The 21519-nt window shown below is 70.9% G+C and carries 20 protein-coding genes; 7 read left to right on the top strand and 13 right to left on the bottom strand.

Annotated features, from left to right (window positions below):
* Positions 1-85: 85 nt before the first annotated feature.
* The 3 genes from ACFRMN_RS25155 to ACFRMN_RS25145 all read right to left on the bottom strand — a co-directional run bounded on the left by ACFRMN_RS25155 (position 86) and on the right by ACFRMN_RS25145 (position 3680).
* Positions 86-1615: a SulP family inorganic anion transporter gene (locus ACFRMN_RS25155; protein ID WP_383023040.1), complete on the bottom strand. Its 1530-nt coding sequence runs from the start codon at positions 1613-1615 to the stop codon at positions 86-88.
* Between the two features lie 70 nt (positions 1616-1685).
* A complete protein-coding gene (locus ACFRMN_RS25150) occupies positions 1686-2270 on the bottom strand; it encodes a carbonic anhydrase (protein WP_383023039.1) in 585 nt (194 codons plus the stop codon).
* 654 nt (positions 2271-2924) lie between these two features.
* Positions 2925-3680 carry an SIS domain-containing protein gene (locus ACFRMN_RS25145; protein WP_383023037.1) on the bottom strand — a complete coding sequence of 252 codons (756 nt, stop codon included), beginning with the start codon at positions 3678-3680 and terminating at the stop codon, positions 2925-2927.
* A gap of 323 nt (positions 3681-4003) precedes the next feature.
* Between ACFRMN_RS25145 and ACFRMN_RS25140 the strand changes: the two genes are divergently transcribed.
* The gene (locus tag ACFRMN_RS25140) at positions 4004-4696 is read left to right on the top strand and encodes a metal-dependent transcriptional regulator (RefSeq protein WP_383023035.1); all 693 of its coding nucleotides are present in this window, start codon (positions 4004-4006) and stop codon (positions 4694-4696) included.
* Positions 4697-5542: 846 nt separating this feature from the next.
* Entirely contained in the window at positions 5543-6406 is an 864-nt protein-coding gene (locus tag ACFRMN_RS25135) for an alpha/beta fold hydrolase (RefSeq protein WP_383023034.1), read from the top strand.
* 112 nt (positions 6407-6518) lie between these two features.
* On the opposite strand, the gene ACFRMN_RS25130 is transcribed toward ACFRMN_RS25135, so the two are convergent.
* The 3 genes from ACFRMN_RS25130 to ACFRMN_RS25120 form a co-directional block, all read right to left on the bottom strand.
* Positions 6519-8234, bottom strand: a complete 1716-nt coding sequence (locus tag ACFRMN_RS25130) for a transporter (protein WP_383023033.1) — start codon at positions 8232-8234, stop codon at positions 6519-6521.
* A gap of 2 nt (positions 8235-8236) precedes the next feature.
* Entirely contained in the window at positions 8237-9136 is a 900-nt protein-coding gene (locus ACFRMN_RS25125; protein WP_383023031.1) for an ABC transporter ATP-binding protein, read from the bottom strand.
* Positions 9137-9258: 122 nt separating this feature from the next.
* Positions 9259-9945 (bottom strand): bifunctional DNA primase/polymerase, encoded by a 687-nt coding sequence (locus ACFRMN_RS25120; RefSeq protein ID WP_383023113.1) that lies wholly within the window; start codon positions 9943-9945, stop codon positions 9259-9261.
* Between the two features lie 308 nt (positions 9946-10253).
* Between ACFRMN_RS25120 and ACFRMN_RS25115 the strand changes: the two genes are divergently transcribed.
* Positions 10254-11636: a transcriptional regulator gene (locus tag ACFRMN_RS25115; RefSeq protein ID WP_383023030.1), complete on the top strand. Its 1383-nt coding sequence runs from the start codon at positions 10254-10256 to the stop codon at positions 11634-11636.
* Between the two features lie 275 nt (positions 11637-11911).
* On the opposite strand, the gene ACFRMN_RS25110 is transcribed toward ACFRMN_RS25115, so the two are convergent.
* On the bottom strand, positions 11912-12439 hold the full coding sequence (locus ACFRMN_RS25110; RefSeq protein ID WP_383023028.1) for a hypothetical protein: 528 nt from the start codon (positions 12437-12439) through the stop codon (positions 11912-11914).
* Between the two features lie 9 nt (positions 12440-12448).
* On the opposite strand from ACFRMN_RS25110, the gene ACFRMN_RS25105 reads away from it, so the two are divergent.
* Positions 12449-13621 (top strand): hypothetical protein, encoded by a 1173-nt coding sequence (locus tag ACFRMN_RS25105; protein WP_383023026.1) that lies wholly within the window; start codon positions 12449-12451, stop codon positions 13619-13621.
* Between the two features lie 83 nt (positions 13622-13704).
* Here the strand turns inward: ACFRMN_RS25105 and ACFRMN_RS25100 are convergent, their stop codons facing one another.
* Positions 13705-13899, bottom strand: coding sequence for a hypothetical protein (locus ACFRMN_RS25100; protein ID WP_383023024.1), 195 nt, complete (start codon positions 13897-13899; stop codon positions 13705-13707).
* Positions 13896-14312, bottom strand: a complete 417-nt coding sequence (locus tag ACFRMN_RS25095) for a DUF6415 family natural product biosynthesis protein (RefSeq protein ID WP_383023023.1) — start codon at positions 14310-14312, stop codon at positions 13896-13898. Before ACFRMN_RS25095 ends, ACFRMN_RS25100 begins: the two co-directional genes overlap by 4 nt.
* A 196-nt stretch (positions 14313-14508) precedes the next feature.
* On the opposite strand from ACFRMN_RS25095, the gene ACFRMN_RS25090 reads away from it, so the two are divergent.
* The gene (locus ACFRMN_RS25090) at positions 14509-15783 is read left to right on the top strand and encodes a transcriptional regulator (protein WP_383023021.1); all 1275 of its coding nucleotides are present in this window, start codon (positions 14509-14511) and stop codon (positions 15781-15783) included.
* On the opposite strand, the gene ACFRMN_RS25085 is transcribed toward ACFRMN_RS25090, so the two are convergent.
* Positions 15764-16426 (bottom strand): HAD family hydrolase, encoded by a 663-nt coding sequence (locus tag ACFRMN_RS25085; protein ID WP_383023020.1) that lies wholly within the window; start codon positions 16424-16426, stop codon positions 15764-15766. The two genes, ACFRMN_RS25090 and ACFRMN_RS25085, sit on opposite strands and share 20 nt — an antisense overlap.
* A 96-nt stretch (positions 16427-16522) precedes the next feature.
* Entirely contained in the window at positions 16523-17803 is a 1281-nt protein-coding gene (locus ACFRMN_RS25080) for an ABC transporter substrate-binding protein (RefSeq protein ID WP_383023018.1), read from the bottom strand.
* A gap of 174 nt (positions 17804-17977) precedes the next feature.
* Between ACFRMN_RS25080 and ACFRMN_RS25075 the strand changes: the two genes are divergently transcribed.
* The gene (locus ACFRMN_RS25075) at positions 17978-18424 is read left to right on the top strand and encodes a hypothetical protein (protein ID WP_030351269.1); all 447 of its coding nucleotides are present in this window, start codon (positions 17978-17980) and stop codon (positions 18422-18424) included.
* A gap of 127 nt (positions 18425-18551) precedes the next feature.
* The gene (gene purU / locus ACFRMN_RS25070; RefSeq protein ID WP_383023016.1) at positions 18552-19436 is read left to right on the top strand and encodes a formyltetrahydrofolate deformylase; all 885 of its coding nucleotides are present in this window, start codon (positions 18552-18554) and stop codon (positions 19434-19436) included.
* 125 nt (positions 19437-19561) lie between these two features.
* Here purU and ACFRMN_RS25065 read toward each other — a convergent pair whose 3' ends face one another.
* Both ACFRMN_RS25065 and ACFRMN_RS25060 read right to left on the bottom strand, forming a co-directional pair.
* A complete protein-coding gene (locus tag ACFRMN_RS25065) occupies positions 19562-20836 on the bottom strand; it encodes a zf-HC2 domain-containing protein (protein WP_383023015.1) in 1275 nt (424 codons plus the stop codon).
* A complete protein-coding gene (locus ACFRMN_RS25060; RefSeq protein WP_383023013.1) occupies positions 20833-21414 on the bottom strand; it encodes a sigma-70 family RNA polymerase sigma factor in 582 nt (193 codons plus the stop codon). The genes ACFRMN_RS25065 and ACFRMN_RS25060 overlap by 4 nt, the downstream gene beginning before the upstream one ends.
* Positions 21415-21519: the final 105 nt, after the last annotated feature.

Raw genomic sequence — 21519 nt, 5'->3', positions numbered from 1 at the left:
CGAGACGGCATCCTGGGACAGGTGCCGGACGGCACGGGCGGCGTCGCATGCGCTGCCGCCCGTGCCGTCCGGCGCTGACATACCGTCAGGACGTGCCAGCCTTGGGGCCCGACGCCGGCCCGCCGTCCCGGAGGGACGCTGCCTCCGGGGGCAGCATCCTGACCGGTTCCGTCCCCGCGTCGTTGTGCCGCAGCGCCCAGTTCTCCAGGGCGATGCGGCAGGCGTGGTCGACATGGCGCAGGCCGGACAGATCCAGCTCGATGGGACGGTCCTTCGGCAGCGCCTCCAACTGCTCCATGATGCGCGGCAGCCGCAGGAACGTGGCGTTGCCGGTGACCGACACCACCATCCGGCCGCCGGTGAGTTCATGGACGTCGACATGGAGGTGGGAGATCTCCCAGGCGGTTTTGACGACCGCGAGCAGCAGCCCGAGGACCACGCCCTCGAAGAGGTTCGTGACCAGGATCGCCAGCGCTGTGATGACGAGGATCGCCACTTCGCCGCGGTGCTCCCGCCACAGCGGGCGCAAGTCCTTGACCGGTACGAGCTTGCAGCCCGCGTGCACCAGGACACCGGCGAGTGCCGCGAGCGGGATGACGCCGATCGCCGCCGGCAGCAGCGCGGCGAACAGCAGCAGCCACAGGCCGTGCAGGATCCGGGAGAGTGAAGTCCGCGCTCCTGCCTGGACATTGGCGGCGCTGCGTACGATGACCGCGGTCATCGGCAGTGCGCCGAGCGCCCCGCAGACCGTGTTCCCCACGCCCTGGGCCATGAGTTCCTTGTTGTAGTCCGTGCGCGGACCGTCGTGCATACGGTCCACCGCCGCGGCGCTGAACAGGCTTTCCGCCGAGGCGATCAGGGTGAACGCGAGCACGGTGCCGATGGCGGCCACGCTCGCCAGGTGCCCGAACTCGCCGAGCCCGGGCGGACGTATGGACTCCAGCAGGCCCTGTACCTCGACCTTGGCGACCGGCAGGTCCAGCAGGAAGGCCGCGCCGGTGGCCAGCGCCACGGCGGCCAGCGGGCCCGGGATCATCCGGGCCCCGGCCGGGAGGCGGGGCCAGAGGACCAGTACGGCGATGGTCCCGGCCCCGATGAGGAACGCGGTCAGCGCCGTGCCGTCGGTGACGATGTCGAAGGCCAGTCCGGGCAGCCCGGCGATCTTGCCGAGGCCGCCGGACGGCTGTGCGGTGTCGGCCATGGCGTACACCTGGCCGAGGACGAGCACGAGGCCGATGCCGGCCAGCATTCCCTGGACGACGGCGACCGAGATGGCCCGGAACCAGCGGCCGAAACCGAAGGCTCCGAGGGCCAGTTGCAGCAATCCGGACACCAGGACGATGGCGCCGAGTGTGCCGACGCCGAACTCCTTGACGGCTTCGTATACGAGGACGGTGAGACCGGCCGCGGGGCCGCTCACCTGAAGCGAACTGCCGGGCAGGAAGCCCACGACGAGTCCGCCGACGATGCCGGTGACCAGACCGAGTTCGGCGGGGACACCGGAGGCGACCGCCACCCCCACACAGAGGGGCAGGGCGACGAGGAAGACGACGAGGGACGCGAGTATCTCGCGTCGAAGGACACGCTGGTCCTTCAGAAGTGGGAGGGAGAGCATGACGGGTTGTCCTAGCTGTGCGGTCCGCGAGCGGACAGGAGGTGGGGAGAGGTCGATACCGAGGCCGCTGTCACAGCGGTCTGAACTCCCCACCCAGCTCGGGCCGGTGGACGCTGATCGCGCCCGTGTCCACTTCGTAGTACCAGGCGTTCAAGGAGAGACGGCCCTCCGCCAGGCGTTCCCGTACGGCGGGGTAGCTCCTGAGGGTGTTGAGCTGGGCCGCCGCGTGGTGCTGTACGGCGTGGGCGAGACCGTGGGCCGACGGCAGCTCGGAGGCACCGAGGCCGAGCCAGCCGCGCACGGCGGGAACGGCCGACAGGTCCTCGCCGCGGACCATGGCGCCCACGGCGCCGCAGTGCGAGTGACCGCAGACGACGAGGTCACGGACGTCCAGCACGCGCAGCGCGTACTCGATGGTGGCGGTCTCGCCGCTGGGCCGGTCCGCGTCGTACGGGGGGACGATGTTGCCCGCCGTGCGCAGCTCGAACAGCTCGCCGGGGCGGGCGCCGGTGATGAGGGAGGGGATGACACGGGAGTCCGAGCAGGTGATGAAGAGCGCTTGCGGCGTCTGCCCCGCCGCGAGATCTCGGAACTCGTCGGGGCGTTCAGCCACCTGCACGGAGAAGGAACGGGCGTTGTCGATGAGGGATTTCATGATGGCCTGCCTCCTGCACTCCCGGGCTTGCCGGGGCGCGGTGTGGTCGGGTCAGTGGGGGGTGAAACGGTGTGCGAGAACTACGGGTTGAGCGTGAGGGTGAAGCGTGAGGGTGAGGCGTGAGGGTCACATCGTGAGGGAAAGGGCCGAGCGACGGTGGACGTTCCGTGCCTGACGGGGAGCCGTGCGGGCGTCGCGCCCCTGCCGGATCGCGGCAGTTGGGGGAGGCCGGCGTGGCGGCTGCCGTGTGGTGGTCCGGGCGGCCGGGTCAGGAAGCGGTCGTCCCGCGTCTGACGGTGGACTCGCGGTCCAGTTGGATTCTCACAGCTCGCCCTTCCCGTCTTTCGGTCTTTCCGTAGTGCCGTGCGGGCGCGGCAGTACGCGCCGACGCATCCGACACGTCGTCAACTCCGATGATGCTGCACCGGAGCCTTCCCCACTTTGCCTGAACATTACTTCTTTGTGAAAGATCAAAATTTCGCCAAGTGCTCCCGCGGTGACGCAAAGTTGTGGTTCCTGGTTACGGGAACGGGCTGGGGCCTGCGGGAATGTCCCCCGCAGGCCCCAGATGTCACTCTGCTGTCACTCTCGGTTTCCGGTGTCGCGTGTGTCGCGTTTATTTCTGCACACACATCGCTTTACCGTAAAAACGTTCTAGTGACGGTAGAAGATCCGGTCGCCGTACTCGGTCATGACCCTGCCATTCCATTCGGTCCCACCGTCGACATTCCCCGAGCGCAGAAGCGGGGGTTCGATTCCACGTTCGACCAGTTCTCCTGCGGCCGCGGCCATCATCGCCTGCATCAGGGCGCTGGTGACGACGGTCGATGCCGGGGCGAAGGGCGCCTCGATACCGTCGGCCGTCAGTTCCGCGTCGCCGACCGCGATCTTGCTGTCCAGCACGATGTCGCAGTGATCCTTGAGATAGGTCCCCGTGACGTGCCGGGACTTGGTCTCCGTCGCGTACGCCACGGACGTGACGCCGATGACCTTCAGCCCCAGTGCCCGCGCGTTCATCGCCATCTCGACGGGCAGCGCGTTGCGCCCGGAGAGCGAGATGATCACCAGCAGATCGCCGGCGCGGGCGGGGCTGGAGTCGAGCACGGCGCCCGCCAGCCCGTCGACCCGCTCCAGCGCGGAGCCGAGGGTGGCCGGCATGACATCGACGCCGACCACGCCGGGCACGGTGAGCAGATTCATCACGGCGAAGCCGCCGGCCCGGTAGACGACGTCCTGCGCGGCGAGCGAGGAGTGTCCGGCGCCGAAGGCGAAGAGCCGGCCCCCGGCGGCGACGGTGTCGGCGATGGCGGCTCCGGCGGCGGCGACGCCGGCGGACTCCTCGTCGCGTACCCGCTGGAGCAGACCGATCGCCGCATCGAAGAACTGACCGGCCAGCTTGCTCTCGCTCATCGAGGAGGCCCTTCCAGGGTGGGGTTCAAGGGCGGAACAGGAGGGTGTCGCAGAGGGTGGATCAAGGGTTGCTCAAGGGTGGATCAGCGCTGGAACCAGGGGGCGGGGCGGGGGCGGGACGAGGGTGGGGCGGGGGCAGGGAATGTCTGTGTCGCGGATCACGTTGAGGTCTGGACCATTGCTCTGTCAATACGGCGACTCGACATGGCTGTCCCGCCGCATCGGGATCCCGCCCCCTTCCGCTCTCCACGGCACGGCACGGTTGTCGGTGGTATGCGTCAGAATTGAGTCAGGGCCAGCGCACGATTTATCGAGGGGCATGTATGTCCGGACTGATCGACACGACGGAGATGTACCTCCGCACCATCCTTGAGCTGGAAGAGGAAGGTGTGGTCCCGATGCGCGCCCGGATCGCGGAGCGGCTCGACCAGAGCGGGCCGACGGTCAGCCAGACCGTGGCGCGAATGGAGCGCGACGGACTGGTGCAGGTCGCGGGTGACCGGCATCTGGAGCTGACGGAAGAAGGACGCCGACTGGCGACGCGCGTCATGCGCAAGCACAGGCTCGCCGAGTGTCTTCTGGTCGATGTGATCGGCCTGGAGTGGGAGCAGGTGCACGCGGAGGCGTGCCGCTGGGAGCATGTGATGAGCGAGGCGGTGGAGCGGCGCGTGCTCGAATTGCTGCGCCACCCGACGGAGTCGCCGTACGGCAACCCGATCCCGGGCCTGGAGGAGCTGGGCGAGAAGGCCGAGGCGGACCCGTTCCTGGATGTGGGGTTGGTGAGCCTCGCCGAGCTGGATCCGGGCAGCGAGGGCAAGACGGTCGTGGTGCGGCGGATCGGTGAGCCCATCCAGACCGATGCCCAGCTGATGTACACGCTGCGGCGCGCGGGCGTACAGCCCGGGTCCGTGGTGAGTGTGACGGAGTCTCCCGGCGGGGTATTGGTCGGGAGCAGCGGCGAGGCGGCGGAGCTTCAGTCCGACGTGGCGTCGCACGTCTTCGTCGCCAAGCGCTGAGCCGCCGGGTCCCGTCGTCGGAGGAGCGCCGTCCGCCTGTGGGGGCGGGCGGGGCTTTGACGACGGGGCGCTGACCGCGCCGGGGTGCGCGTACCCGGCCCGCGTGCGGGTGCGCGCACCCGGATGTGTGTGCGGGGGCCTGTACCTGCGGTGTGCGTACCGAGGAGTGCTGAGACTTCCGGACAGCGGAGTGACTCAGGGGGGCGCTCCGTGGCCGGAGGGTATGCGCTTTCCGGCCGGAGGGGGCGACGGCTGGGCGTTCGCGTGCCAGTCTGTGGCAGAGGCATATGACCTGAGGTGCCGACCGGGGGTGCGGCTCCGGGTCGGTCCGAGGCCGGGGAGGGAGCAGGGTGATGCGCCTGTGCGGGGGTGTGCACTGTGTGTCGCGTCTGCGGTACGGCGCGTATGACCTGCGGGGGCGATCGTTAGGACGCCCGAGCGGACCAGGACGCCCGAGCGGACGGGGCCATCTGTGCGGATTGGTCCGACTCCGCGATCCACGCGCTCCGCGTGAACCCGGCTGTGCGAGCCGGGGTGTTCCGCGAGGAGACGGCTCCGGCGCCTTCCGGCACCGGAGCCTGTCCTCCCCTGCGCTGACCCGGAGCCCCGAGCTCCCAGGGTCATTCCCCTCGGGCCGTCATCCCCGAGCGGCCCGCCTCCCGGTGGAGATCTCCCCAGAGCCGCGTCCGGCAATCCTGGAGCGTGGTCACTCGAACGAGCGGTGTTGCGCGTGGGGATCATGTTTTCGAATGGGAGTTCGATAGTCTGGTGCGGCTGGACGCATCGGAACGGGGCCATAGCGGAATCCGACTCGACCACTCAGGACCGAAGGGGGTGCCGGGACGCATGGTGCGGCGCATCGATGTAACCGGAGCGGACGGCGTACGTCTCGCTGCCTGGGAGTTTGCCGACCCGCCGAAGCGACGCGAGGAGACGGAGCGGGCCTCCGGCGTCTTATTGCTGCACGGCCTCATGGGCCGCGCCTCGCACTGGGCCGCGACGGCGCGCTGGCTCTCGGAGCGGCACCGCGCGATCGCGCTCGATCAGCGTGGCCACGGCCGCAGCGACAAGCCCTCCGAGGGGCCGTTCACGCGCGAGGCGTACGTGGCCGACACCGAGGCCGCGATCGAACAGCTCGGGCTGGCGCCCGTCACGCTCATCGGCCACTCGATGGGCGCGCTCACCGCCTGGCAGCTCGCCGCCAAGCGCCCCGATCTGGTCCGGGCCCTGGTCATCTGCGACATGCGGGCCTCCGCGCTGGGGGCGGCGTCCCAGCGGGAGTGGGCGGACTGGTTCCGGGCCTGGCCCGTGCCGTTCGCGACGCTCGCCGACGTACGGAAGTGGTTCGGCGAGGACGACCCCTGGGTGGAGCGCCCCACGCCGGCGCGCGGCGAGTTCTTCGCCGAGGTGATGAAGGAGTGCGCGGACGGCTGGCGCCCGGTCTTCGCGCGCCGCCAGATGCTGACGTCCCGGGAGACCTGGGTCCATGACGCGCACTGGGAGGAGCTGGCGCAGGTCCAGTGCCCCACGCTGGTGGTCCGGGGTCTGGACGGCGAGCTGGGCCGCGCGGAGGCCCAGGAAATGGTGCGGGTGCTGCCGCGCGGCCAGTACGCGGAGGTGACGGACGCGGGCCATCTCGCCCATTACGACCAGCCGGAGGCCTGGCGGGCGGCGATCGAACCGTTCCTGGACGGCGTGCTGACGCCCTGACGCGACAGGACGCGCGGCCCTGGCGGGACGCGCTCGCCTGGCGGGACGTCCTGACGCGACAGGACTGACGTGACGACCGCGTCGGGGCGGGGGAGTGCGCCCCGGGCGCCGGTCAGCCCTTGCTGACCGCCGTGAGGATTTCCGGCAGCCGCGCCGCCGTGCGCGGGGCCGCCAGACGCAGACCGCCCGCCGCCGCCAGGGCCCCGTACGCCGTACCGACCGGGAGCAGCAGCCACGCCCATTCGTCCGCGCCGGAGACATGGACCCAGATCGCCAGCGCGAGCACCGGCGCGCACAGCAGCGCCGCGCCGAGCATGCCGCCGAAGATCGAGATCCAGGCGAGCCCGGCCTGCCCGGGAGCGACGTTCTTGTAACCGCTGTCCTGCGGTATCGAGTACGGGAAGCGCGCCGAGGCGACCGCGCCCGTCGCCAGCATCGCGCCGAGCAGCGCGAAGGACAGCCCGAGCGCCTCGGGCAGGGCCTGCCAGTCGCCCAGCAGCGCCGCCGTGGCCACGGTCACCAGCGCCGAGTACGGCAGGGTGATCACCAGCAGCGCCAGCGCACGCGCGCGCAGTTCGAGATAGGCGTCCCGCGTCGAGGAGATCGTCAGCGCCACCATCCAGAACGCCGAGGTGTCCTGGCCGAACTGGTTGTACATCTGGATGCCGAGCATGCCGGCCGCGAAGCACGCGAAGTAGATCGTGCCCGTGCCCTGGAGCGCGTTGAACAGCGGCACGATCAGACCGATGGCCAGCGAGGTCACCCAGGCCGCCTTGGTCTTCGGGTCGCGCCACACGTATCGCAGACTGCGCAGCATCACCGTGCCCGTACGCCCCTCGGGCAGCAGCCGCCCCGGCTGCCACACCGACTCCTTGCGGGCCGGTTCCGCCGCCGCGAGCGTCGAGCCGTCCGGGGCGGTCATCAGCTTCACCAGCGACCGCCGCCACGCGTACAGCAGGGCCGCCAGCGCGGCCACCGTCAGCAGCAGCTGGGCCACCGCCCGCCCGTACGCGCCCTCGCTCACCGACTCCACCGCGCCCATCGCGGACGCGGGCGGGAGCCACCGTACGACCCGCGCCGCCGGATCGAGCGCGGCGAGCCCGCCCGCGTCCCCGAGCCGCCGGGCGCCGAAGTTGACGACCTGGATGCCCACCGCGATGACCAGACCGCTCAGGACGGCCAGATCACGGCCCTTGCGCGAGGTCAGCAGCCGGATATTGGCCGTCGCGACGGCACGCGCCAGCGCCACGCACACGAGCAGGACCAGCGGTACGGCCAGGACCGAGACGGCCACGGCCGCCGCGCCGTGCGCCGTCGCCGCCGCCGAGCCGACCGCCAGACAGAGCGTGAACAGCGGCCCGATCCCCACCAGCGACGCCGCGAGCAGCGCCCCGACCAGCGGTCGCGGGCGCAGCGGCAGCATCACCAGCCGGGTCGGGTCGAGCGTCTCGTCGCCGCCGGGGAAGAAGAGCGGCATCACCGCCCAGCCCAGCGCCAGCAGGGCGGTCAGCAGCACGACCAGCGTGCCCGCGTGGTCGTTTCCGCGCAGCAGGAGGAGACCGAGGAACTGCGCCGCCGCGAGGAGCAGCGCGAAGACCGCCGACGCGATGTACGCGACCGCCCGGCCCGACGACTGCCGCAGCCCGTTGCGCAGGAGGGAGAGCTTCAGCCGTACGAAGACGGGCGTGAGCGAGACGGGCGTCGGCGAGACGGACGCGGACGCGACGGACGCGGGCCCGACGGACGCGGGCGGGAGGACGGGTCCCGGCGGGACGGGCGCGAGCGGGCTGGTGCTGGTCGCTGTCGGCGCGGGGTTGTTCTCGGCCATGTTCATCGCGCGCCGCCCAGCCAGTCCAGTGACTCTCCGGCGCCGCGTCCCCGCGCGCCCACCAGCTCCAGGAAGGCGTTCTGGAGAGAGGGCGCGTCACCCCGTACCTCTTCGAGGGTGCCCTGCGCGCGGATACGGCCCGCCACCATCACGGCGACCCAGTCGCACAGCGACTCGACCAGCTCCATGACATGGCTGGAGAAGACGACGGTCGCGCCCGAGTCCGTATAGCGCTCAAGGACGCCCCGGATCGTCTGCGCGGAGACCGGGTCGACGCCCTCGAACGGCTCGTCCAGGAAGAGGACCTGGGGATTGTGGAGCAGCGCTGCCGCCAGGCCGATTTTCTTTCGCATACCTGTCGAGTAGTCGACAACGAGTTTGTGCTGCGCGCCCGCCAGGTCCAGTACGTCGAGTAGCTGGGTGGCCCGTTTGTCGACCTCGGCGCCCGGCAGCCCCCGCAGCCGCCCGGTGTAGCCGAGGAGCTCCCGCCCGGAAAGCCGCTCGAAGAGCCGCAGCCCTTCCGGCAGGACCCCGGTCCGCGCCTTGACCTCGACGGGGTCCCGCCAGACGTCGTGTCCGGCGACCCGTACCCGCCCCTGGTCGGGCCGGAGGAGGCCGGTGACCATGGACAGGGTCGTGGTCTTGCCCGCGCCGTTCGGTCCGACCAGGCCGATGAACTGGCCCGCGGGCAGTTCGAGGTCGATGCCGGCGACGGCGATGTGTTCGCCGAAGCGCTTCCACAGCCCCTCGACCTGAACGGCGGGAGGTATGGGCCGGGCTCCCCCGGCCGCGTCAGCCCCGTCAGCCCTGCCGGCCCCGTCGGCCCGCCCGGCTCCCTCGGCCCGCTCGGCTCCCTCGGCCGGTGTCCGATCCCGTGCCTGGTCCCGTGCCTGGTCCGGCATCGCGCACCGCCTTTCGATGTCTCGTACAGATGTCCCCGTATATCAGCCGGGCCACCTAATGTACGGGCGCGATGTCTGAGCGCCGCCCATGTCCTGATCCGCTAAGACCGACCGGACAGGACCTACGCGCGGCGGGCCCGCTCCGCGGCGGCCTCCCGCCCGCACGCGTACGCCAGGGGGCTCATCAGCTCCTCGACGTCCGGCAGCCAGCGGTTGGCGGGCGTGGGGTGGCGCGCCCACTGCACCGCGCCGCTGCCGCCGATCCGCGTCGGCGGCGCCGCCACGTACTCCCCCTCGCCCCGCGTGACCAGGTCAATCGCCCCGGGCTTCCAGCCCAGCCTCCGCAGGAGATCGTTCACCTTGAGCGCCGCCCCGGGCAGTACGAAGAACAGCATCCGCCGGTCCGGGGTGCGGGTCACCGGCCCGAGCGTCAGCTCCATCCGCTCCATCCGGGCCAGCGCCAGGAAGCCGGCCGACTCCGGTACGTCGAGGGCGTCGAAGGTGCGTCCCGTCGGCAGCAGGACCGACGCCCCGGGCTGTTTCGACCACAGTCTGCGCGCCGCGACCGCGCTGCCCGTCGCCTGGGCCGCCCAGTCAGGACCGGTCGCGTGCGCCCCGGGCACAGGGCACTCGGTGCGCTCGCACGAGCACGTCTCCCGGCCGTCCGCCACCTCCAGCCAGGTACCGGGGAACACGTCCCAGTGCCGCTCTTCCGCGTACCGCACAGCGCTGTCAAGCAGCAGGTCGCCCCGCTGTTGAGGGATGTGCGCGGTGTCCGTCACTCCGATGGTCTCTTCCACGAACAGCACAACTACCGCCGCCACCACGGGTTACGGGATGCCCGTTGCCACGCCGGGGAACATCCGCCCTGCATGTGGGGCGCATCGATGCATGGGTGGGGGCGCGCGGGAAGGGGTGGGCCGGTAAGGGGGTAGCCACCCTCGGGGGTCCGACAACATATGGGCAACGCGGACGGCACGCGGGTGAGTCCTGTCGTGTTTACCGAAGCTTTCTGAAATTCCTCGAATTTTTCCATTATCGCCGAACATGTGCATTCTTTGCATATGTGACGGGCAGTGTTCAGTGAGCTGATCACTGCGGCCACAGGGGGTATCCATTGGCAGCCAGACCACTCGTCGCGCGCCAGCCGAACGAACGGCTCCAGGCGCTCATCCAGGAGGCGGCGTGTTCCAACGCCGGGCTCGCCCGGCGCGTCAACATGGTGGGTGCGGAGCGCGGGTTGGACTTGCGCTACGACAAGACCTCGGTGGCGCGCTGGTTACGTGGACAGCAGCCGCGCGGCCGGGCCCCGGGCGTCATCGCCGAGGCGCTGGGCCGGAAGCTGGGCCGTACGGTCACGATCGACGAGATCGGGATGGCGAACGGCAAGAACCTGGCCTCGGGCGTCGGCCTGAATTTCTCGCCCACGGTCATGGGCGCGATCGAACAGGCCTGTGAGCTGTGGCGCAGCGATGTGGGCCGCCGTGACTTCCTCTCCGGCTCGGCGGTGGCGTCCTCGGCGCTCGTCGAGCCCAGCAGGGACTGGCTGATCACGGGCGCGGATCCGGCCGTCGCACGCAACACCGGTGCGCGGGTGGGGGATTCGGATGTCGAGGCGGTACGGGCCATGACCGCGGCCCTCATCGATCTGGACCACCGTTTCGGCAGCGGCCATGTCCGTCCCGTCGTCGTCCACTATCTGAACAGCGTGGTGTCGGGCCTGCTCTCCGGTTCGTACCGGGAGTCGGTCGGCCGGCGGCTCTTCGCGGCGGTCTCCCGACTGACCGAGCTGGCCGGCTACATGGCGATCGACACGGGTCAGCCGGGTCTCGCCCAGCGCTACTACATCCAGGCGCTGCGGCTGGCCCAGGCGTCCGGGGACCGCGGATACGGCGGCTATGTGCTGGCCGCGTCGATGAGTCATCTGGCGGCGCAGCTCGGGAATCCGCGCGAGATCGCGCAGTTGGCGCGGGCGGCGCAGGAAGGGGCGCGCGGCCAGGTGGCGCCGAGGGCGCAGGCGATGTTCTACGCGGCCGAGGCCCGTGGGCACGCGCTGTTGGGCGACGCCCGCACCTGCGAGGCGGCCGTCGGCCGTGCGGTCACCGCGCTGGAGCGGTCGGGCGACGCCTCGGGCGACGACCCGGACTGGATCAGCCATTTCGATCACGCCTATCTCGCCGACGAGTTGGCGCACTGCTACCGCGATCTGGGCCGGCCGGAGGCGGCGGCCCGGCATGCCGAGGACTCGCTGGCGGGCCATCCCGAGTCCCGGGCCAGGCGGCGGGCGATCGGGCTCGTCCTGCTGGCCACGTCCCAGGTCCAGCAGCGGGAGGTCGAGGAGGCGTGCCGGACCGGCACACGCGCGGTGGAACTGCTGGGTACGCTGCGCTCCAGCCGGGGCGCGGAATATCTGGACGATCTCCAGCAGCGGCTGGAGCCGTACGCCAACGAGCCCGCGGTGCGGGAGTTCGGGGCGCGGCTGGAGATCCAGGCGGCGTGATGGCGCCAGGTCCTGCCCGGTCGGTCTTCGTGGTGCACGAGGGCCGACCGGACAGGACCTGGCGGAGCCCCGTGCGTGTGGCGCGGTGCGGGCGCCCATGGGGGTTACGTGAGAGTGGCATGAGGGTGGCGTGGGAATGATCAAGTCCAGGGCGGGGTGGGTGAATTCGGACTCGTTATCAGCGTCTTGAGGAGACGAGTCGTTACAGGGCCGACGCGCGTAGCAGTGGCCGCGATTCACCCGGTAGCGTGAGCCGACGATTCGGTTCCGTAGGTCTACACGTTCCACACGTAGGAGTCCCGGTGACGCACAGCGGACAAGGGGATGAGCCGCAGCACCCCGCCGCTCGCCCCGCGCACGAAGGCGTGGTGCTGCCCAGCGACGGCAGCGGGCCCTGGATTCCCGGCTCGGCCGCGGACCAGGACCGGGCCGCGCCGACCGGCGGGCAGCCGTGGGGACAGCCCTGGGGCCCGCAGGACGGCCGCCAGGAGCAGCCCGGGTACGGCGGCGGCGTACCGTCGGCCCCGCAGGGCGCTCCGCAGCCGTACGGGCAGTCGTATGGGCAGACCTACGGGCAGGCGTACGAGCCGCGGCAGGGCGACGGGTCGTACGGAGCTCCGCTCCCGCCGGCGCAGGGGCAGCCGGCGCAGGGGCAGCCGGCCCAAGGGGAGCCGTACGCGCCGTACCAGCAGTATGCGCAGGGGCAGCAGCTTCCGCAGGGGCACCAGCTTCCCCAGGGGCAGCAGCTTCCGCCGACGCAGTCCCAGCCCTTGCCGCAGCAGCTTCCTCCGGCACAGCCCCACTCACAGCCCTTGCCGCTGCCCGCGGAGGTGCCCGCGCCCGGCAGCGCGGACGCGACGCAGTATCTGCCGCCGGTGCCCGCGATGGGGGACTCGGACGCCACGCAGTTCATCGCACCGATCCCGCCCGGCCCGGGCATGCTGCCGCCGGAGAGCGCCGCGGAGGCCACGCAGTACCTGCCGGCCGCCGCGCCGCCCCCGCAGGGTCCGGACGCGGACGCCACGCAGTTCATCGCGCCCGTCCCCGCGGGGAATGTTCCGGCCGCGCCCCCCGGAGCCCCGTTCGGCATCCGGCCCGGCGCCCCCGGCGACCGCCAGCCGCCCGCGGAGTTCGACAACCTCTTCCGTGCGGACGGGCCGAGCGGGGGACAGGGCGCCGAGTCGACGCAGCAGATGCCGCAGTTCGACGCGGGCCGGGGCGCGCAGCCGCCGCAGCAGCGTCAGCCGTACGGTCACCAGCAGCCACCCCAGCACCAGCAGCCTGCCCAGCACCAGCACCAGCAGCCGCAGGGGCCTTCTCAGGGGCCGTCCCAGAGCCGGGGTGCCGGCCGCCGCAAGTCGTCCCGCGCGCCGATGATCGCGGCCGTCGTCGTCGGCTGCGCCGCCCTCGGCCTGGGCGCGGGCGCGCTGATGAGCAGCGGCGGCGGCGATTCGTCCCAGGACGACAGCAAGACGGTGGCGTCGGCGAGTTCGCCCAGCACCGAACCCTCCACCCAGGCCGCCCCGGACCCGGTGAAGCAACAGGCCGAGGCGCTGGACAAGCTCCTCGCGGACAGCAACAGCAGCCGCTCGGCGGTCATCAGCGCGGTCGAGGACATCAAGTCCTGCGACAACCTGGACCAGGCGGCCACCGATCTGCACGGGGCGGCCGAGCAGCGCAGGGGACTGGTGACCAAGCTGGAGGCACTGACGCTCGACAAGCTGCCGAACCACGCCGCGCTGACGTCCTCCCTCACCGACGCCTGGGAGGCCTCCGCCTCGGCGGACGACCACTACGCGCAGTGGGCCAAGCAGGCCAAGGGCAAGAAGGGCTGCAAGGACGGCCGCGCGCGCACGACCTCGCAAGCGGCCAAGGCGAACCAGGCCAGCGGCGAGGCCACGGCGGCGAAGCAGAAGGCGTCGGGCCTGTGGAACAGCATCGCGACGAAGTACGGCCTGACGGAGCGCGCCCCGACCCAGCTGTAGCCCGCGACAGCCCGCCACCGGGCACGCGCCGCCGCGGACGCCGCGCGCCTCCTCGCGGGGTGCGGCTGGTCGCCGGGGACCGTTCAGACGCCATCCGCGCCGACCGGGTCGGCCAAGTCCCCGGGGGCTGGCATGGCGCCCGGAGGACAGCCGCCGGGAAGGCCGTTCTCCGCGATCGGATCCCCGCGCCACAGCAGGGTCACTCCGTGCTCGTGGCAGTAGGCACCGGTCTCGTCCTCGTACGGGAAGTCATGGCCCCCCTTGACGCACCCCGTCACCGTGCCGACTCCGCTCCGGTGAGGTCCGAGGCATGGCGTTCCAAAAGCCACTGACAGTCGAGCGCGAGCAGCCGCACCTGGACGTGTGCCGCCAGAACTCCATCGCCGAGTTCTTCTTCCGCATGGCGCTGGACGCTGTCCAGACGGGCGGTCAGCCGGTACCAGTCGGTGCCCCCGCGCCAGAGCCGGTCGGCCCTGGAGCGTGCGACGGGGAGCAGTTCGCCGATGTGCCCGCGGAGGGCCGCGGCCAACTCGGACAGCTCGTCACGCGTGCGCGTGCCGGAGCTGACCTGCCGGGCCCGGTCGACGGTTCGCTGCCACCGGGCGATGGTTCGGCCCTCTCCGGCCGGTGCGGCGCCCGCTTCAGGAGTCCTGCGCGGCAATGGTGTTGTGCCGGTCCCGGCCATGGTCATGGCTCCTCGTCTTCATGACGTCGCTCGATCGGTGCCCGATCAGCGTGGCTCTGCCTGCCGCACTCCGACGAGGCCTCCAGGAGGACTTAGTGGCGGCGGTTAGAGGACCTTTTTTGCGCTTTCGAGTGATGAGGCGACATGAAGCGGGCCTAATGCGAGACTTCAAGTCCCATCGATCCGGCGCTGGAGGTAGAACGTGTCCCGACCCACAGGCAATATCAGGCTCAAGTCCGCCCGGGTGGCGGCCGGCTACAACTCACAGCAGGCATTGGCCGACGCCCTGACGGAGGCCGCCAAGGGACTGGGAATCCGCGGCCTGGCGATCGGGGTCCGGCAGGTGCGCCGCTGGGAGTCCGCGAATCCCCCCTGGCCGCAGCCGGATTGTCAGCGGGTACTGACGCACATGCTGGGCCAGGACATGGAGTCCTTGGGATTCACTCCACCCTGGGAAGCCACCACCGAGAGCCCGGATCGCGTACGCCGGAATCTGATCACGACCACCGTGGCCGCCGTCGGCCTCGCGGCCGTCCCGACGCAGACGGCCTTGGCCGTGCAACCGGCCAGCGTGGCGGCCGATTTCACGGCGGTGACCCGCTCGCACCGACGCCTGTACTGGTCAGTGGCCCCCGCCACGCTGTACCCGTCGGCGGCCGCGCATGCCTCTCTGGGGTGCGCGTTGCTCCCCGAGACCGCAGGGCAGACGCGGAAGCTGATTGCCGCCGCGTTGTCCGAGACATGGTTGCTCGTCGGCCGCATCGAGTTCTTCGACTTGCGTGAACCGGACCGGGCGAGCGACACGCTGTTGCGAGCGTTGCAGGCGGCGGGGGAGGCGGATGACCCGCTGCTCGGGGCCGCCGTTCTCGCGCACACCGCGTTCATTCCGGGGTGGGAGGGACGGCGCGATGATGCCCTGGAGCGCATGGTGGCGGCACGTACCTACGCCCGACGTGGGCAGGCGTCGGCGGAGTTCGAAGCGTGGCTGGACGCGGTCGAGGCCGAATGCGAAACGCGCTGTGGAAACAGCCGGACCGCGCTCAATTTGATCCGTCATGGCGAGGACACCATCGCCGCGGGGTCGCATCATCCCAATCCGGAGTGGATGGACTGGTTCGGCCCGGCCCGCCTCGCGGCGTTCAAAGGCAACACCCAGCTCAAGGCAGGGCACGTGCCGCAGGCGCGCGCCACTCTTCTCGCTGTACTGGACGAGTTGTCGCCCGGGGACGCCGAACAGGCCACGGTCGTTCTCGGCGATCTGGCCGCCGCTGAGGCGGCGGCGGGGAATCCCGGGGAATCCTGCCAGTACGCGATCCGCGCCCTCGACCAGTTGGCCATGACGTGGTACGCGACCGGAATGGACCGGGTGCGGGAGGTACGGAAGGCGCTTGCGCCGTGGCAGCACGAGCCCTGTGTCCGGGAGCTCGACGACCGGCTGTACAGCTGGTCGACGACGGTCAGTGCTCTTGCGCGCTGAGCTTGGCGATCTGCTCGGGCAGTTCGGTGAGGCTGTCGATCCGCAGCGTCGGCAGCCTCTTCGCGTCCTCGGTCGCCCACTGGACGGTGGCCCATGGACCGCGTCGGATCAGCGCCGTACGCATGCCCGCCGTCAGGGCAGGGCGGATGTCGTTGTCGAGGCGGTCACCGACGTAGAGGATCTCGTCGTTCCCGAAGGGAACGGCGTCGGCGACGCGAACGAAGAACTCCGGGTCGGGCTTGCTCGCGCCCCAGTCGTCGGAGGTGCCGATCAGGTCGACATCGTCCGCGAACAGCTCGCGGAGGATGCCACCGGCCCGAACGGTCTGGTTGCCCGCGATGCCGAGCCACTGCCCGCTCGCCCGCAGTTGGGCGAGGGCGGGGCGGACGTCGAGGTACAGGTCGCTCTCGTCGAAGTGCTCGGGCCGGCCGGCCCTGGCGCGCGCCTCACGCTGCTCGTACAGATCGAATCCGGGCCGGAACTCCTGGAAGACTTCGCGGTAGTCGCGGCCCTGGGCGATCACGGCGCCGAACATGGCGGCGAAGGTGTGACGGGGGACCCCGAGCCAATCGGCCCAGGTGCCGTACTCCCGGGTCTCGTCCACCAGACACTCACCCACGTCGAAGACCACCGCGCGAATCATGGTCGCGAGTGTATGGCCCGCTACACCCGGGCGCGTTCACTCCGCCGAGCCGGGTGGGGCCGGGGGGCACCCACGTACCCCGGCCCGGAAGCGAAGCTAGTGCGAGCCGTTCAACGTCTGGCCCACGTTCACGAAGCCCTTCTTCTCCGCCACCAGCTTTCCGTCGCGGACCACTTGGAACGTCACGTTCCCGTTCACGATCCGCGGGAAGCCCGGTGTGCCCAGCATGTCCTCGTAGCGCCAGCGCAGGGGTGGGGTCAGGCCGCCCGTGTCGACGCGTACCCCGCGGTCCAGGGTGTCCGCGATCTTGCCCGGGGTGATCGTCTCGCTGTTGATCGTCTCGACGACCGCCTTGAGGGCGGTGTACGCGATCCAGGTGGTCTGGGCGCCCGGGTCGGACGGGTCGATGTCGTTGTCGCCGAAGGCGTACTTGTCGATCACGTCGCGCATCGGCTTCCACGCCGGGTCGCTCGCCACCGGGTACCAGCCGGTGAGGTACGCCCCCTCGAAGGGGCCGTCCTTGCCGCCCGTGCGGTTGATCAGCGGCTGGCCGACGCTGCCGAGGACCGAGGAGACACGGATGTCGAGGCCGTCCTCGGGGAGGCGGCGGTAGGAGTCGAAGAAGGTCTCCGTACGGTCGCCGAGCACCGCGGTGACACAGCCGCCGTCCTCGGCGCTCTCGCGGGCGCGGCCGGCCTGGTCGGTGTAGTCGGTGGCGTCCTCCGCCGCGCGGATGTCGGTGGCCGGGCCGCGCTTCTCCTTGGCCAGGCCCGAGTTGAGCAGTTCGGGCAGGTCGTCGCCGCTGATCGTGTCGGGCCGTACCAGCGCGGTCCTGTCGCAGTTACGGGCCAGTTGAAGGCCGCTGCCCGCGAGCAGCGCGGCCTGGCCGCCGTTCACGGGGTACGAGAGGAAGCTTGTGAACTCCTCTTCCGTGACGCCGTATCCGCCGATGTACGGGATCGACGCCGCCTCCAGCGGCGCCATGAACTCGCGGCCGTGCTGGCTGTACGAGCCGACGACCGCGACGGCCTTCTCCTTCACCGCCCGGCGCGCGCACTCGGCGGCGCCCGCGCTGTCGTTGTGCTCGTTGCAGGTCAGAACGCGCAGCTCGTGGCCGTCGATGCCGCCGGACGCGTTGACCCAGCGGGCGTACGCCTTGGCCATGGCGGGCATACCGGGCAGATTCGTGGCATTGGTGCCGACCGGCGCCCAGGTCATGACCGTGACGGGCTCCCTGGAGCCCCCCGAGCCGCCGGGGAGAACGCCGCAGCCGGTCAGTAGGGGCAGGAGCGAGGCTCCGGCAGCCGTCATGCAAAGGGCGCGGATCGCGCCGGACTGGAAGGGGCGGAGAGAGGAAGAGCGTCGCCAACCGGTCATAGCTATGCACACTTCCGCCTGCCGAGTAACGCCGGAGTGAGCATCGGCCAACGTTCGGTGACCTGGTGGTGAATTGCGGGGGCCCGGCCGTACGCCCCGGCGCGGAACGTAAAGTCGTGGACTGTGCAGCAAGGTTCCGAGAACTCTTCCCGTCGTGCCCGTCGCTCCCCCACCATGGGCGGCATGCCGCTCAATGACATGCCGTGGTGGCGCTGGCGCAGCAATGTGCGCTCGGCGCTGCACATGCTTTCCGATCCCGTCTTCCACCAGGAGTACTGGCTGGCCGGCCTGGAGGGGTACGGCGACGTCACCGACGCCGTCTACCGGCTCGTCGAGGACACCTGGCTGGACAACTGGTCCGCCGAGAAATACGTCGGCACGATCTTCCGCGACTCGGGCGAGGCCGCCCTCGTCGATCTCGCCGTGCTCCGGGTGCTGCGCATCATGCACCAGGTCGGGGCGGACGCGCCCGTCTCCGCCTATCTGGAGCACCATGGCTGGCCGGAGGCGGTACGGGCGGCCCGCGAGGCGCACGTACGGCTGGCGACGAGCGACGGGGACGATCCGGATGTGGTGCCGACCTCGCTGGACGTGCTGCGGATCATGACGCGGTCCGCCTGACCTCGGCGTGACGCCGTGACGCCGTGACGCCGTGACGTCACTCGACGTCACTCCGCGTCATCGGCGCGATGTCCACGTACCGGCCGATTCCGGGGCGCGCGGGACAGTTGTGGGATCCTCTGGGGTCATGACCACCGCCACGCCGCCATCCGTCGCCCCGCCGTCCGACCAGTACGTGCTCACGCTGTCCTGCCCGGACAAACAGGGCATCGTGCACGCCGTGTCGAGCTATCTCTTCATGACCGGCTGCAATATCGAGGACAGCCAGCAGTTCGGGGACCACGACACGGGTCTCTTCTTCATGCGTGTGCACTTCTCGGCGGACGCCCCGGTGTCGGTGGAGAAGCTGCGGGCGAGTTTCGCCGCCATCGGTGACTCGTTCCGGATGGAGTGGGCGATCCACCGCGCGGACGAGCGGATGCGGATCATCCTCTTGGTCAGCAAGTTCGGCCACTGCCTGAACGATCTGCTCTTCCGGGCCGGCATCGGCGCGCTGCCGGTGGACATCGTGGCGGTCGTCTCGAACCATACGGACTTCGCCGATCTGGCCGCCTCGTACGACATCCCGTTCCACCACATCCCGGTGACCAGGGACACCAAGGCGGCGGCCGAGGCCGAGCTGCTGGAGCTGGTCCGCGCGGAGCGGGTGGAGCTGGTGGTGCTCGCCCGCTATATGCAGGTCATCTCGGACGATCTGTGCAAGCAGCTGAACGGCCGGATCATCAATATCCACCACTCCTTCCTCCCGAGCTTCAAGGGCGCCAAGCCGTACCACCAGGCGCACGCGCGCGGGGTGAAGCTGATCGGCGCGACGGCGCACTATGTGACCGCCGATCTCGACGAGGGCCCGATCATCGAGCAGGAGGTCGAGCGGGTCGGCCACCAGGTCACGCCCGCGCAACTGGTGGCGATCGGCCGGGACGTGGAGTGCCAGGCGCTGGCGCGCGCGGTGAAGTGGCACGCGGAGCACCGGATCCTGCTCAACGGGCACCGCACCGTCGTCTTCGACTGACCGGCATCGCCCTCGAACGGGGGATCCCGGTGATGGTTTGGGAACGGCTCGGGACTGGCTCAGGGTCGGCTCCGGACTGGCTCAGGACCGGCTCGGGACCGGCTCGGGACCGGCTCAGAGACGGCTCAGAGACGGCTCATCGTGGCCGCCGCGTACAGCACATCCCTGATCGCCTCACGGTCACCCTCCTGACCCGCCGCCGCGTCCTCCGGCGAGACCCGTCCGGCCACCAGCTGACAGAACTCGACGCCGTCCAGGGCGACATGCGCCACGGAACGCTCGCGCGAGCCCACCGCCGCCGGCGAGTCCAGTGCGATGAACCAGTCGCCGCCGCCCGCGCCCTCGATCTCCAGCCGCAGCGACCGGCCGGGCGCCCCCGCCGTCACCAGCTCACGGGCCGGTCCCGCGAGACCGCTCCGGCGGCGGATGGCGAGGGCGGCGGGCAGCAGCCGGGTCGCCAGATCGATCATCTCGCGCAGATGGCCGCCGCTGGGCGGCTTGTACGGGTAGTCCACCGCGTCCGCGATGTCCGTGCCGTGCACCCAGCACTCGAACGCGCGGTCGAGCAGCGCGTCGCGCAGGGGCAGGGCGAAGAACCCGTACGACACGGAGAGTTCGGCGACCCCGCGGCCGGCGAAGGACACCGTTCTGATGAGGGTGTGGCTCTGCTCGCGCCAGGGCCCGTGGACGGTGCGGGTCGGCGGGGGCTTCGCGGCCCGCCAGAAGCTCTCCGTGCGCTCGGTCGGGTGGGCGGGAGCGTCGGAGCCGAGCGGGTCGTCGAGACCGAGGGAGGTGGCGACCAGTCCGTCGACGGTCATCAGATGGCCGATCACTCCGGCGACGGTCGTCCGGCGGGAGACGGTTCCCTCGTCCTCGTACCACTTGAGCCGTACGGGCGCGTGCCACTCGGCGTCGCCGATGTCCCGCAGGAGCGCGTCGAGCCGCGCGGTCTCGGCATCGTACGGAGCGGCCCAGCCGGGCACCGGAACACGGGCGGGGCGACGGCCGAGAGCGTTCTCCAGCACGCGGGAGCGCAGCAGCGGGTCGAGGTCCAGGTTCCCGTCGGCGTGCAGCAGTCCTACGGCGTCACGCAGCCGTAGCGCCTCGTCCGCGCAGGGGGCGCATTCGGTGAGGTGTGCCTCGACGAGCGCGGTCTCCTCGGCGGAACAGGCGCTCAGCGCCCAGGCCCCGAGCAGCGACATGAGTACTTTGTGCGACAGCGGCTCGGCGGCGGGCGGTGCTTCACGCGCCTCGGGCGCCCGCCGCTGTTCCTGCGCCCCCGATCGGCCCTGCTCCGTCACGTCGTCCGGCGGCGTCCTCGGTACCGGGATATGGAGGAAGGCCGTCGGCTCGTCCGGATCGCGACCTTCACGGGAGCCGCCGTCCAGCGGGCCGGTCACAAGGAACGTCCGTATCCCGGCGGCGACGAGCCGTTCGGCGCATGGGTGTTGGCCGTGGAGAGCAGTTGCAGCCCGAGCCGCAGCCGGCGCCGCGCCTCGTCCTCCGTGACACCGAGGTCCGCCGCGGTCTGGCGGTAGTCCCTGCGCTGGAAGTACGCCAGCTCCAGCGCGTTCCGCAGGGGCGCCGGCATCGACCTGACTATGTAGTCCGCCCGCGCGGCCACCGAGACCCGGCTTATCTTCTGCTCCAGCTCCTCCGCGGAACCCTCGCCGCGCGCCTCGTACGCCTCGGCTTCCGTACGCCGGAGCCGCTGCACGGCCAGCCGCTGTGTGACTTTCGCCACCCAGGAACGTATGGAGCCCTGTTTGGGGTCGTACGTGTCCGGGTTCTCCCAGACATGGGCGAAGACCTCACGGGTGACCCGGTCCGCCGCCCGGTCGTCGTCGAGCACCCGGTGGGCCAGGCCGTGCACCAGCGACGCGTACCGGTCGTACAGCTCACCGAGAGCCGCCGCCTCGCCCCGCGACAGCCGCTGGTGCATCCTGCGGTCCCACCGGGGCGGTGTGTCCTTCGCCATGCGACCCCCAGCCCTGTTCCTCCGTGCGCCTGCCTGTGCCTCTGTCCGTTCCCGTGCCCCTGTCCACCATCATGTCGAAGCCCGCCGACGGCCACCATTGGCCAC

The organism is Streptomyces sp. NPDC056835, from assembly GCF_042789485.1.
GTDB lineage: Bacteria > Actinomycetota > Actinomycetes > Streptomycetales > Streptomycetaceae > Streptomyces.
This window is presented reverse-complemented; position numbering and strand designations above follow the sequence as displayed.